The organism is Aliihoeflea sp. PC F10.4 (assembly GCF_054612275.1).
On the sequence record NZ_JBTSWH010000005.1, the window covers coordinates 52,003 to 63,709 of the forward strand.

Consider the following 11,707-nt stretch of genomic DNA (forward strand, 5'->3'; position numbering starts at 1 on the left):
TGACTAGAATCGCCAAGCATCAAAGAAGGAAGCGAAAAAATGGCCCGAAAATCCATTGAGGAACGGCTTGCGCAACTGGACGCCCAGCGCGCCGCCCTGAAAGCTCGGCTCGGCAAAGAGGAACGCGCCAAAGACACGCGCCGCAAGGTGCTGCTCGGCGCGCTCGTGCTACATCGCCTCGAAACGGGCCGTGATGATTTCTCAAAGAACCTCGCAAGCTGGCTGCGGCGCGAGCTGCCCAGCTTCCTGACGCGCGACGGCGACAAGGAACTGTTTGACGATCTGCTCAAGGAAACTGCCGCCGCGCCCGTTGCGAGCGGCGGGGCGGCTTCTACATGAACCAGGCGACACTTGCATGGGCGGCGTTCAAGAACATGATGCGGCAAGCTGCGCGCGATCCGCTATGGGCTTTCGTCGCGCTGATCGCCCTGCCCTTCCGTATCTGGCAAACGCTGCTGAAGGTTCTGTTCATCCTCATCGTCGCCCTGTTCGTGATCGGCTTCGGCGGCCGGTTCTTCCTCGAACAAATGGGCTTCGGTCCCGGCTCGGTTCCCTTCATCGCGCTCGATCTCGTCACGCTGCTGGTGCTGGCCGCCCTCGCCTTCCGTTTCATCACCAATCCGCTGATCCTCCATTTCGGCGACATGGATGGTGAAACCCACGGCTCGGCCCGCTTCGCCACCAACAAAGAAATTGCCCCGCTCTCGCGATCCGGTTCCGGCCTGCTGATTGGCCGTGAAAAGTCGGGCAAGCTGCTGCGCTATGATGGTCCCGCTCATCTGCTGACGATGGCTCCGACGCGCACCGGCAAGGGCGTGGGGACCATCATTCCGAACCTGCTCACCGCCGATCGCTCCGTGATCTGCATCGACCCCAAAGGCGAGAATGCGAAAATCGCCGGACGCGCGCGGGCACGTTTCGGCCCTGTCCATGTCCTCGATCCATTCGGCGTCACCGGCCAGCGCTCGGCCGCGTTCAACCCGCTCGACATGCTCGATCCCTTCGGCCTCGATGTGGCCGAAGATGCCAGCACCCTGGCCGACGCCCTGGTCTATGACGAACCCGGCGCGGCCGGCGAGGCGCATTGGAGTGAGGAAGCCAAGGCCCTGATCGCCGGTATCATCCTCCATATCACCGCGAGTGAGCCGCGCGACAGGCGAACGCTCTCCATCCTGCGCGAGAACCTGACGCTGGCCCCTGAAGCCTTCACGGCGCTGCTTAAGACCATGCAGGCCGCAACCGCTGCGGGCGGCCTGATCGCCCGCGCCGCAAACCGCCACCTCGGCAAATCCGACAGAGAGGCGGCCGGCGTCCTCTCGGCCGCGCAGCGCCATACCCATTTCCTCGATAGCCCGCGCATGGCGGCGGTCCTCGGCCGATCCGACTTCCGCTTTGCCGATCTCAAGAACGGCGCGGCAACCGTGTTTCTCGTCCTGCCGCCCGATCGCCTCTCAACCTATTCCCGATGGCTGCGCCTCGTCATCACGCAAAGCCTGCTCGACATGGCGCGCTCCCCTGCCCCGCCGTCCGCGCCACTGGCTACGCCAGTTCTCTATCTGCTCGATGAGTTCGCCGCCCTCGGCCACCTGGCCCCCGTCGAGCGCGCAATGGGCCTCATGGCCGGCTACGGCGTCCAGCTCTGGCCCATCCTGCAGGACGTCCACCAGCTCCGCGCCACCTATGGGCAGAAGGCCGGCACGTTCTTGTCCAACGCCGGCGTCCTGCAAGTCTTCGGCGTCAACGATCATGAAAGCGCCCGCCTCGTCTCCGATCTACTCGGGCAAGAGACGGTCGTGTTCCAGACAATGGGCCGCGCGCTCGATTCCGAGAAGTCCGGCCTCTCCTATGGCGAACAGCACGTTGCCCGCCCGCTGCTCACCCCTGATGAGGTCCGCAACCTTCCGCAACATGCGGAACTGCTGTTCCTAGCCGGGCAACGGCCGATCGTCGCCGGCAAGCTCGCCTATTACGCCGATCCAGAGTTCAAAGGATTGTTCGATGCTCCATGAGAACAAGAATGCTGGGGAGACAGGGAACCCCACACAGGAACTATTCTTAGCGCGCTCACGCGAGCTATCGCTTTTGGATGACATCCTCGAAGAGGTATTGTTCAGAACTCTGCCAGATGAAACGCCAGCCGCTGGGCTGAAGCAGATCGCTATCATAACGCTCTTCTACTCGCTGAAGACCAAAGGGATTCCCCTGTCGCTGACCACCTTGACCGAGATGACGGGCATGACTCGCAAGTCCGCCCAGGAGGGGGTCTGATGCCGGAGAGTGCAGAATCCTACGCTAAGGCCGTTTGGTCATCTTTTGGGCCACCTGTATTCACCGGTGAGAAGGATGTGCGCCCACCCGAGGGGTGAAATATGCGCCAGAAGGTTTGCTGAGCAGTCCAAACCATCACTGCGGCGACTATCGACAGCGTGACCGAGATGTCTGGTGTTCCAGTAAATGATGATGGCGGCGAGGAGGTTCAGCCCGGCCATTCGGAAGTGCTGGCCTTGGGCTGTTCGATCACGGATTTCACCTTGGCGCCCTATGCGCAGGGCGTTTTTCAGCGCATGATGCGCTTCGCCCTTATTCAGGCCGATTTGGGCACGGCGTTGCATGTCGGCATCCAGCAGCCAATCGATGATGAACAGCGTCCGTTCGATCCGGCCGATTTCGCGCAATGCGACCGCAAGTTCATGCTGTCGGGGATATGCAGCGAATTTTCGCAAGAGTTGGCTTGGCGGCATCGCGCCCGCCACCATGGTGGCCGCTGCGCGTAGGATGTCGGGCCAGTTCGAGCTGATGACAGGTTCCCTGACCTTGCCGCCGATCAACCCCTTCAATTCTTTCGGGCAGGATGCCGGATTGAAGAGGTAGAGGCGCTTGGATGGCAGATCCCGGATGCGGGGGATGAACTGAAAGCCCAGAAGGGCAGTGACGGCGAAGACGTGGTCGGTAAAGCCGCCCGTGTCGGCATACTGTTCGCGGATTTTCTGACCTGCGTCTGTCATCAACAGGCCGTCCAGGATGTAAGGGGCCTCGTTCACCGTGGCCGGGATGGTCTGGGTGGCGAAAGGGCCGAACTGGTCAGAGACATGGGTATAGGCTTTCAGACCGGGTTCATGGCCGTATTTGGCGTTGATCAGGTTCATCGCCTCGCCCTGGCGCGTGGTCGGGAAGAATTGCCCGTCGCTCGAAGCGGTCTGCCCTGCGCCCCAAAACCGGGCCATCGGCAAGGCAGATTGACCTTCGATCACCATGGCCAAGGCGCGTGCCATCGCCTCGCTTTCCACATGCCAGCGCGACAAGCGCGAGAGCTGGAAATAATCATGGGTGTTCGTGGCCCCAGCCATTTTGCTGAGGCCAAGGTTCAGCCCCTCAGCCAGCAGCACGTTCAACATGCCGACCCTGTCTTTGCATGGAACGCCGGTGCGCAGATGGGTGAAGGCCTCGGTAAAGCCGATCTCGTCATCCACTTCGAGCAGGAGGTCTGTGATCCTGATCTCTGGCAGGCGGTTGTAGAGATCGAGCACCATGGCATCGGCCTCTTCGGGGACAGCGGCCGTCAGACGGTCGATCTTGAGCACGCCATCTTCGATAGAACCTCCCGGAATGGCACCCGCCCTGGCGGCGCGGGCCAGTCGTTCCAAGCCATCTGCTAGGCGAGATTTTCGATCCGCGAGCCAGAGCTCCGGTTCAAACGGCATGGCCAGTTTTGGCGTGGCCCTGGCAACTTCCGTCGGAACCAGCGCGTCCTTGAGATCACCATACCGGCGGGAATGTGCGAGCCAGATGTCGCCGGCACGGAATGCGTCGCGTAGGTGGCACAGGACCGCCACCTCCCAAAGCCGGTTCCCATCGTCGTGATTCAAGTGTCGATGCCATTTCGAAGCCCGGCGCAGAAAGGTCAGTGGCCGGGTAGTTGTCGTTTCCGTACCCGCGACGATGTCGGCGGCGGCAAGCAACGGTTCGGCCACCGGGGCCGCCTGAATATCGAGCGCCCGGAGCATGCGCGGCGCATAGCGTCGGAAGCGATGATACCCGTGAACAACATGTGCCAGTGGATCAGCCGCCAATGTGTCGGTCAGTTGGGCGGCGGTGGAAACAAGCCCCCTCAGCGATGACCAGCCTCCGGCGTTTTGGACGGCCTCCATCAGGGAGGCCTGATCTTCATATGCTTCCAGCAGAGCTGATCCAAAATTTGAGAAGCCCTGCAAGGTGTCTTTCAAAGCAGCCTTGGCGTCATCTGCCCGAGCATCGCATACGCGTTTCGCCTCACGCCACGTCTTCCCCACAATCCGGTCATGGCTTTCGACCACAGCATCGGCAATGGCACTGCGCCATTCCAAAGCGCAAACTGCGAGGATGGCAAGGCGGCGGTCGCCTGAAATATCCCGCAGATCTCCTGCGAAATATCGTTCCCCTTGCCTTCGGAGGCGCGCGATACGGTGGGGTGGCACACCCGACAGGATGCTTCTGTCCACGGCCATGGCCTGCAAGAATTCCAACCGGTCGAGCAGCCGGTTCATGTCCGCCGAGTTCTGGCCCACCTCAAACTGGCGCAGCCAGACAAAGCGGGTGACAGAACTGTCCGCCGTTTCCGTCAGCAAGGCGTCAAGTCGGCTGCACATCTCATCATCCAGCCGGTCGGCAATCCGAGCGTCGATCCGTCGCTCTGCAGCAACGAGTGCATCCGCGCAAAGGCGTTCGATAACCGTGATCCCCGGTAGTATGGTCTGGGTCGCCCGGCATTGTTCCACGAAACGCCGCGCCAAATCCTCGTTCGATCGGGCGGTTTCGGCTGTTCTCTCCAGCCAGGCCTTCAGGTCGCGCGACCCTCGGCCAGTGAACATCTTGTAGCCATAGAGATCCCGCAGGGCCGCCAGGTGTTCATGACGCGTTTCTTCGCGGCTTGCATATCCAGCCAGATCGTCTGACTTCAGCCCAAGTTGCGCTGCCAGGAAGCGCGTGATCTCCATTGGAATGACCTCGCCCGGGGTCAACAACCGACCGGGATAGCGCAATGCGCAAAGCTGGAGAGCAAACCCAAAACGATTGTGGGGGCGGCGGCGGGCGCGGATGATTTCCAGATCGTCGTCCGCAAGGATGTAGTGGCGCAACATCGCCGTTTCATCGATCGGAAGATCAAAAAGTACTGAGCGCTGACGCTCGGTGAGGATAGTACGATGCGCCATATTTCTTTTGCTTTCCACTTATGGTTTGCGTATTGATGATTAAGATATTGAATAAGGAATTGTTCGGATGGCCGAAAGCGCGCCGCTTTCCAGAACACCTCAAACGAACGTTTGTGAAACATGCTGATCGGCTATGCACGGGTCTCGAAAGCCGACGGCAGCCAGTCCCTCGATTTACAGCGAGATGCATTGGTCGGAGCAGGGGTCGAAGAAGGTCAGATCTATTCGGACCTGGCATCTGGAAAGAAGGATGACCGATCCGGTCTGGAGGCCTGCCTCAAGGCATTACGCAAAGGCGATGTACTGGTTGTGTGGAAGCTCGACCGTATGGGGCGTAGCCTCCACCACCTTGTCAAAACCGTCAGCATGCTGTCCGAGCGTGGCGTTGGCCTCAAAGTTCTCACCGGGCAAGGGGCGCAGATTGACACAACGACTGCGGCTGGAAGGCTTTCATTCGGCATCTTTGCTGCGCTTGCCGAATTTGAAAGCGAGTTGATCCGCGAACGCACGATGGCGGGGCTCCAAGCCGCCCGCGCGCGCGGCCGAAAGGGAGGAAGAAAGTTTGCGCTGACAAAAGCGCAGGTCCGCATGGCTCAGGCCGCAATGGCTAGCCGCGACACATCGGTTTCAGAGCTCTGTAAGGAATTGGGGGTCAAACCGGTCACGCTCTACCGGTATGTCGACCCGAACGGCAGTCTACGCGATTACGGGAAACGAGTTCTCAGCGCTTAGCGTAGGATTCTGCACTCTCCGGCATCAGACCCCAGGAGGTCATAGACCCACTGATCGAACGTGGACTTCTGACCGAAACATGGGGCCGCACCTCATTGGGGCGAGGAAAGGCAAAGCAGTTTCACCTAGCGACGAAACTATTTCTCATCGGGAAAACCCCAAATGACTAATGCAACCGAATGGCCCGATCCGGCCGACCAGGCTCATGCTGTCGAGCAAGCCAAGCGACTTCGCGATCAGACGGCCAAGGGTGGGCTGAGGTTTGAAGCCTATCTTCCCCCTGCCCTCGCCCTATGGCTGCTAGACAGGATCGAACAAGGAAAATTCCTCGACCCGTCCGAAGCCGTGTTTGTTATCCTGGGCGAGCATAAAGAGTTGGAACCCCATGCCGATCTTCGCCGGGAACTGCTCAAGCGCGGCATACAGGCCGCCGCCGATGATCCCCGTCCGGGCATTCCAGATGAAGAGGTGATTGAGCGCTTGCGCGAGGAGCTCAAGGGGCCGCGTCCCGAACCGGCCAGATGGGGAAAGGCGGTCTCGGCGCTGATGCACCTGGGCATCGTCACTGGCGGCCCTTCGGCGCTCTACGGCGCGATTTGGGAGCGCCTATGCCTTCTCAAGTTGACAGAATTGAAATCTTCCTTGATATCAATTTAGATATCATTACACATCGCAATTTTGATTGCTCTCAAGATAGATTGCTATCTAGCTTTCATTCAGAAAGCGTTCATGATTGCATGATAAAAAAACTCCTAAGTTTCCGAGGAGCATTCCAATGCCCGTGATATGCGCAGCCAACCCGAAAGGCGGAGCTGGAAAATCGACAACCATTCTTTCAGTTGCCTCCACCCTTGCCCAGCAAGGGGGGTCCGTTGTCATCATCGACGCGGATCCAAATAAGCCGATCACGGATTGGCGATCTGGAGAAAGTAAGCTTCCGATCAAGGTTATCAGCGATGCTACGGAAGCGAATATTCGAGACTTGATCAATACCGCGGCTGCGGAAGCGCAGTTTGTGTTCGTAGATCTTGAAGGAACGGCCAGCCGGCTTGCATCAAGGGCAATCATTCGGGCGGACCTCACACTTATCCCACTTGGAGGAAGCGCCCTGGATGCGAAACAAGCTGCGCGCGCTGTGGGTCTGGTTCGGGAAAGTGAAGAGGACATCGGGCGGCGATTAAATTTCACTCTTGCGTTCAACAGAACCAGCCCACCTCCATTCACCCGCCGGATTGAGCGAGAAATCTCGGTCCAGATGCGCTCGAACGAGCTTCCGGTGTTGAACACCCATCTCTACAGGCGTGAGGCCTATAACGCGATGTTTATGGAGCGCCTGAGTCTATTCGAACTAGACCCGCTGAAGGTGAATGGCCTTGATGCTGCCGTTGAGAACGCGATCCAGCTCACGGCAGAAATCCTGGAACTATTGCGATCAAGTTCGACGGAGAGGGCGGCCTGATGACAAACGATCTCGGATTTGGGAAAACCAATAAGCTGGATTTATCGGCCTTTGCTCCTCGCCAGGAGGAGAAGGTCAATACAATGCAAGAACAGGAGGCAGCCGATCGTGCAGCTGACCGGGCCGGCTTCCAAAGCCGAGAACCGGTCCAACGCATAAAGCGCGTGAGAAAGGCCAGCGAGCCATTGGATCAAGCATTTGTTCGGGCCCCGATCGACGTCATCAACCGCTTCAAGCAATATTGCAATGAAACGGGCTTTTCCTACGGCGAGGCACTAGACGAGCTTATGCGGAAATCCGGAGTCTAGCTTTCGGGCGGCCATTGCTGCGCGCCATGCAGAACACGGATCAACTCAACGTTCTCGGACACCATATACACGACGATATAAGGCGTTCCTGACACCACCAGCTCCCGTGTTTCCGGTATTCGCCCCGCACGGCCCGAACGGGGAAAGTCTCGCAATCGCTCGACCTGCCGTTCAATATCATTCCACATGTCGAGCGCTGCCGAAGAATTGTCCAAGGCAATATGGTCAACGATCCTGTCGAGGTCGATAGAATAGGAATCACGCCGGATAATCCGCATGTATCAACGATCCAGCGTGCCAATAATACGCTGGAGATATGCTCGCTTCAACTGCGCCTTTCCCGCCCATTCCTCTTCGGAAATTGAACGGTTCGAGCCATCCTCGATACCATTGAGCGCCTTTTGCACTTGGCCACGGAACCATGCATCGTGTTCGCCGGCCTCGTGTAACTGGCGCTGACGTTCCGCCGTATCGGGCCGTTTGCGTTCCACGGCGGCCGGATCATGTTCGGTCATGTCGATTTCGAACCTGGCAAGTCCGAGCTCGTCGCTAACATAAGCGGCGGCCGTGTTCAGATTCCGCCAGATGCGCATGCGGCGGGACCGTTGGGCAGCCACAGCTCTTTCATTCGCCCCGTATTTGACGAGAACGGCAAAGCCTCCTGGCTGGCCAATGACGACAGCACCATTGAGGGCGTGGGCGATAGCGAGATTTTTGACGGTTTTGCCATCAATCGTGTCCGGCTGCATGCCAACCTTTCTGATAAGAAATACGCGTTTATCCAATAGTTGCACAAGACCTCCAATCTCGCAACGGCTTTGCTTCTTTTCTTTTTCAAAAGCCATTGGACGCTTACCGCAAGTGGAGTCAGTGCGGTTTAAGGCTCAGAGAGTGCCGCGCCGACCCGCGTTTTATGCGGGTCGGAATCGTCGCAAGGCTGCTCAGGCAGCCCGAACGGCGACGTCCGGCTATTTTTCTCTATCTTTAATAGAACTAGATGGGGATTCAGTCTGTCTGGCGGACTCACGTAGTTTCATCGAACGCGCGAGCTTGGCCAATGCCTGCCCAAGCGGATTATCGCCAACTTCGAACAAGGCCAATTCGTCCCTGGGGAGGCTCGCCCGGTGCGCCGCCATCTCGGCCATGCGCTCGGCCTCGGCTTGTGCGTAATCATCGGGTGGAGGAGGGGCTTCGCCCCAACGGCCAAGGAACTGCAGGGCACGTTGTGGCAGGGACAGGCGGTAGGCATTACTGGTCTGCTGCACCTGGGGGCCGCGTCCCTCGTTGCCGGTCGGCACATAGCGCCGGAGCCAATCGAGGAAGCCATGCGCCCGCAACGCCTTCAACGCCCGCACGATCGCGTCACGCGAGCGCCTGAGATGGCGCATGAGGGTTTCAATTGAGGGATCGAGTTGCCCGGTGCGGAAGTTCACCATATTGGCGAGCAGCTCGACCAGCTCGATCGCCACGCCTCCAAGAGGTCCATTGCGGCTACCAGGCTGTTTGTTCGCCAGTTCATAGCGTCGTGCCGCCAGCACGATTTGGCGGACCTGCTTCCGATCTGTGCGCCGCCAGAATACACCCTCGCATCGTCCAGCGGCGCGGCTATGCTTTCGAACGGGCGTGCGTTCCCGTTCGGCCGGCGCTCCATCGAGCACCGCCCCTAAAGATTCAAACATGGTCTTTTCGTCCTCCGTCCATGGAGGGCATGTCCTGTGGAAAGCGGGACATAGCTTCGCTGTTTCCCGCAAGACTCACTCTTGCAGGACAGGCTTTGCTCGACTATGTTGGGATCAATTCAGGGAGATGCCCAACACGGTCGTTTCCGAAATCCGAAAACCCCTTGCCGCGGCTAACGGCTAGGGGTTTTTCATTTTATGCCCTCGCGCTTCTTCTCGAAATAAAACCTCAAGGCTTGCTCTATGATGGGCGTGCGTCCTCGCACCCCCTCTGATTCCTTTGTCTGATCGATCAGCTCGATCAGTTCGTGAGGAAGATCCGTGTTCACATAGACACGTCCAGCAGCCCGCAATCGCTCTCTATGAGCGGAAACTCTGTCGCGGATCGCTGTTTTCTCCACATGACTCATCGTTACAGGAAACGGATATTTGCCCGATTCTGCAACCCCTTATGTTAAGACGCTGAAATATCGTGCTTTTACCCGTCACATCGCAGATATGGCGAGGGCAATTCCCTCCGACTCACACATTGACCGGTCGCGATACTATTGACGGCAAGATCCAGCGCGCAGCGCGCAGCGCCAGCGCAGTCGGACGGGACACCGAGGCCGAGCTGATCTTGCGCCTTCAGAGCGACAAAGGTTGGCTTCGGCATGAGATCTTCGTCTATCGGTCGGAATGACCGGCTGCCCTCGACCCACACATCGCGCGAATGAAGCCGGTCCCGTAAATGAGCGAACGTGGCGATTTCATAAAGCCGCCGATCCGGCTTGCCATCCTCGAAGATCAGTTTCTTTTCGTTCGCACCCAAATGGCCGACCGGCACGCGATCCGGCAGGACACGACGCCCTTCCATATAAAGTATTTTCAGGATCGCGACCGCCGCAAGCAGCGGATCGTGCCGGCGGTGCGAGCGGAATGTGAATGCCTGAAGGAAGGCCCCCGCGAACTTGCGGATGTTCCCATATTGCTCGGTCGCCAGCACCAGCGGTGACATGTCGCCGTTCTCCACCATGGCTTCAAGGCTGGGTTTGATCTGCAGCAGCCGATGCCAGCCCACGCGCCTGTCCAGTATCATCATGGCCCCTGTGCATTATTGGGACATAGATTCACGGTAGGAACCTGCTGGACGGTACCAACGCGGTCGGGCAACAAGCGACGCCATCCGGGACGTCCCTGAGGCAGGTCATTGCTTCTGAAACCAGACGCTGCAGGTGGCCGACGTCACCGCGACCTATCATACCGGCACGTCGCGACCGGAGCAGAATTTCGCGCATGCGGCGACAACTGCGGAAGCATCTTCACCAGCGCCCATCACGAGGGCTGAAGCACGATTTCGCTGCCACGGACGTCCTAGATGAAAAAGGCCCGGTACGGGAGAAAGGCCGCCTTCTTGCAGAATGCTTCCGTTGGAACGGGTACTGCCTGGAATCTGGAGCCATGCGCTATCGTCTCGATATCCGATGCACCAGATGACGGAATCGATCACCCGTTTCGATCCATCGGCAAAGAATGCGAGGCGGTCTTGTGAAGAGACTAAGCGTTTCGCGACGGCTACGCCCCTTCGTTCCAAGTCGTCAAGGCTCCGATCCCTGTCAGGAAAGGGGTCCGCGCGCCGCATCACGCGTCCTATCGTCGATTCGGGCCTTGCTCTCATCAAGCCCAATGTGTGCAGCCACCACCATGTACTCTGGCCCAGAATGCGCTCGGGAAACAGACGGCGGCTGCGTCCAGCCGCAAGCACCACTTCATGGGTCAAAGCCAGCTCGGCTGCGATGTCGCGTCCGCTTGCTCCATCTCCGACAATAAGGACCATGCCAAGCGGGAGATCACTGGGATTGTGATAACTTTCCGGTGTTAGTTGCTTGACTGCGCTGTCGAAGCCGGCAGCAATCGTTGGGATTATCGGTTTCTGAAACGCACCCGTCGCGACGATCACTGCCTTCGCTACTATGTACCTGCCATCGTCGAGTTGCGCGGCGAACCGCTCATCGGCCCGGCGTTCGAGCCGAGCCACACCATTTCCGGAATGCACCGGTAGGTCGAAATGGCTGGCGTAGGTTTCGAGATAATTCGCAAACTCGTCTCGCGTTGGATAGCCTTCTGGGTCCCCATCGAGCGCAAGACCAGGCAGCGAACTAAATGCGCGCGGAGTGAACAGGGTCAGGGAATCGTAGCGATGGCGCCAACTGTCGCCGACGCGGGCATGGCGATCGACGATTTGGAATGAAAGCTCTGGTCGGGCAAGATAATAGCCGGCTGCGAGTCCCGCTTGACCCGCGCCGATCACTAGAACGTCTATTTCCTCCGAACCATGGCTCACGGATAGCTGGCGAGGGC

13 protein-coding genes and 1 pseudogene are annotated in these 11,707 nt (G+C 58.9%); 7 read left to right on the forward strand and 7 right to left on the reverse strand.

The features are described from left to right. Positions 1 to 39 precede the first annotated feature (39 nt). From ACX82Z_RS23805 to ACX82Z_RS23815, 3 genes are read left to right on the forward strand one after another with little or no spacing between them, the layout of a single operon-like run. The gene (locus tag ACX82Z_RS23805) at positions 40 to 339 is read left to right on the forward strand and encodes a mobilization protein (RefSeq protein ID WP_459912369.1); all 300 of its coding nucleotides are present in this window, start codon (positions 40 to 42) and stop codon (positions 337 to 339) included. After that, on the forward strand, positions 336 to 2,009 hold the full coding sequence (locus tag ACX82Z_RS23810) for a type IV secretory system conjugative DNA transfer family protein (protein ID WP_459912370.1): 1,674 nt from the start codon (positions 336 to 338) through the stop codon (positions 2,007 to 2,009). The genes ACX82Z_RS23805 and ACX82Z_RS23810 overlap by 4 nt, the downstream gene beginning before the upstream one ends. Beyond that, entirely contained in the window at positions 1,999 to 2,268 is a 270-nt protein-coding gene (locus ACX82Z_RS23815; protein WP_459912371.1) for a hypothetical protein, read from the forward strand. Before ACX82Z_RS23810 ends, ACX82Z_RS23815 begins: the two co-directional genes overlap by 11 nt. 38 nt (positions 2,269 to 2,306) lie before the next feature. On the opposite strand, the gene ACX82Z_RS23820 is transcribed toward ACX82Z_RS23815, so the two are convergent. Continuing rightward, on the reverse strand, positions 2,307 to 5,189 hold the full coding sequence (locus tag ACX82Z_RS23820) for a Tn3 family transposase (protein ID WP_114669594.1): 2,883 nt from the start codon (positions 5,187 to 5,189) through the stop codon (positions 2,307 to 2,309). Between the two features lie 120 nt (positions 5,190 to 5,309). On the opposite strand from ACX82Z_RS23820, the gene ACX82Z_RS23825 reads away from it, so the two are divergent. The 4 genes from ACX82Z_RS23825 to ACX82Z_RS23840 all read left to right on the forward strand — a co-directional run bounded on the left by ACX82Z_RS23825 (position 5,310) and on the right by ACX82Z_RS23840 (position 7,688). Then, complete coding sequence (locus ACX82Z_RS23825) at positions 5,310 to 5,921, forward strand: recombinase family protein (RefSeq protein WP_459912308.1); 612 nt, start codon at positions 5,310 to 5,312, stop codon at positions 5,919 to 5,921. Positions 5,922 to 6,083: 162 nt separating this feature from the next. Further along, entirely contained in the window at positions 6,084 to 6,578 is a 495-nt protein-coding gene (locus tag ACX82Z_RS23830) for a hypothetical protein (protein ID WP_459912373.1), read from the forward strand. 118 nt (positions 6,579 to 6,696) lie between these two features. Beyond that, positions 6,697 to 7,380: an AAA family ATPase gene (locus ACX82Z_RS23835; protein WP_459912375.1), complete on the forward strand. Its 684-nt coding sequence runs from the start codon at positions 6,697 to 6,699 to the stop codon at positions 7,378 to 7,380. Continuing rightward, the gene (locus ACX82Z_RS23840) at positions 7,380 to 7,688 is read left to right on the forward strand and encodes a hypothetical protein (RefSeq protein WP_459912377.1); all 309 of its coding nucleotides are present in this window, start codon (positions 7,380 to 7,382) and stop codon (positions 7,686 to 7,688) included. The genes ACX82Z_RS23835 and ACX82Z_RS23840 overlap by 1 nt, the downstream gene beginning before the upstream one ends. Here ACX82Z_RS23840 and ACX82Z_RS23845 read toward each other — a convergent pair. The 6 genes and pseudogenes from ACX82Z_RS23845 to ACX82Z_RS23870 all read right to left on the reverse strand — a co-directional run bounded on the left by ACX82Z_RS23845 (position 7,685) and on the right by ACX82Z_RS23870 (position 11,690). Beyond that, a complete protein-coding gene (locus tag ACX82Z_RS23845) occupies positions 7,685 to 7,966 on the reverse strand; it encodes a type II toxin-antitoxin system RelE/ParE family toxin (RefSeq protein ID WP_459912379.1) in 282 nt (93 codons plus the stop codon). The two genes, ACX82Z_RS23840 and ACX82Z_RS23845, sit on opposite strands and share 4 nt — an antisense overlap. Before the next feature lie 3 nt (positions 7,967 to 7,969). Then, positions 7,970 to 8,533 carry an RNA-binding protein gene (locus tag ACX82Z_RS23850; protein WP_459912380.1) on the reverse strand — a complete coding sequence of 188 codons (564 nt, stop codon included), beginning with the start codon at positions 8,531 to 8,533 and terminating at the stop codon, positions 7,970 to 7,972. A 123-nt stretch (positions 8,534 to 8,656) separates the two neighbouring features. Continuing rightward, positions 8,657 to 9,157 (reverse strand): replication protein RepA, encoded by a 501-nt coding sequence (locus ACX82Z_RS23855; RefSeq protein WP_459912382.1) that lies wholly within the window; start codon positions 9,155 to 9,157, stop codon positions 8,657 to 8,659. Positions 9,158 to 9,558: 401 nt separating this feature from the next. Next, positions 9,559 to 9,768, reverse strand: a complete 210-nt coding sequence (locus ACX82Z_RS23860) for a ribbon-helix-helix protein, CopG family (protein ID WP_459912384.1) — start codon at positions 9,766 to 9,768, stop codon at positions 9,559 to 9,561. 182 nt (positions 9,769 to 9,950) lie between these two features. Further along, positions 9,951 to 10,448 (reverse strand): annotated as a pseudogene (locus ACX82Z_RS23865) (Tn3 family transposase); the annotation flags it as partial. 156 nt (positions 10,449 to 10,604) lie between these two features. Then, the gene (locus ACX82Z_RS23870; protein WP_033410555.1) at positions 10,605 to 11,690 is read right to left on the reverse strand and encodes an NAD(P)-binding domain-containing protein; all 1,086 of its coding nucleotides are present in this window, start codon (positions 11,688 to 11,690) and stop codon (positions 10,605 to 10,607) included. Positions 11,691 to 11,707 lie beyond the last annotated feature (17 nt).

Excerpts from the sequence above, each read along its gene's own strand:
- ACX82Z_RS23845 (WP_459912379.1), bottom strand. The coding sequence starts at position 7,966 with ATGCGGATTATCCGGCGTGATTCCTATTCTATCGACCTCGACAGGATC.
- ACX82Z_RS23805 (WP_459912369.1), top strand. The coding sequence starts at position 40 with ATGGCCCGAAAATCCATTGAGGAACGGCTTGCGCAACTGGACGCCCAG.
- ACX82Z_RS23820 (WP_114669594.1), bottom strand. The coding sequence starts at position 5,189 with ATGGCGCATCGTACTATCCTCACCGAGCGTCAGCGCTCAGTACTTTTT.
- ACX82Z_RS23810 (WP_459912370.1), top strand. The coding sequence starts at position 336 with ATGAACCAGGCGACACTTGCATGGGCGGCGTTCAAGAACATGATGCGG.
- ACX82Z_RS23815 (WP_459912371.1), top strand. The coding sequence starts at position 1,999 with ATGCTCCATGAGAACAAGAATGCTGGGGAGACAGGGAACCCCACACAG.
- ACX82Z_RS23850 (WP_459912380.1), bottom strand. The coding sequence starts at position 8,533 with ATGGCTTTTGAAAAAGAAAAGAAGCAAAGCCGTTGCGAGATTGGAGGT.
- ACX82Z_RS23830 (WP_459912373.1), top strand. The coding sequence starts at position 6,084 with ATGACTAATGCAACCGAATGGCCCGATCCGGCCGACCAGGCTCATGCT.
- ACX82Z_RS23825 (WP_459912308.1), top strand. The coding sequence starts at position 5,310 with ATGCTGATCGGCTATGCACGGGTCTCGAAAGCCGACGGCAGCCAGTCC.
- ACX82Z_RS23840 (WP_459912377.1), top strand. The coding sequence starts at position 7,380 with ATGACAAACGATCTCGGATTTGGGAAAACCAATAAGCTGGATTTATCG.
- ACX82Z_RS23835 (WP_459912375.1), top strand. The coding sequence starts at position 6,697 with ATGCCCGTGATATGCGCAGCCAACCCGAAAGGCGGAGCTGGAAAATCG.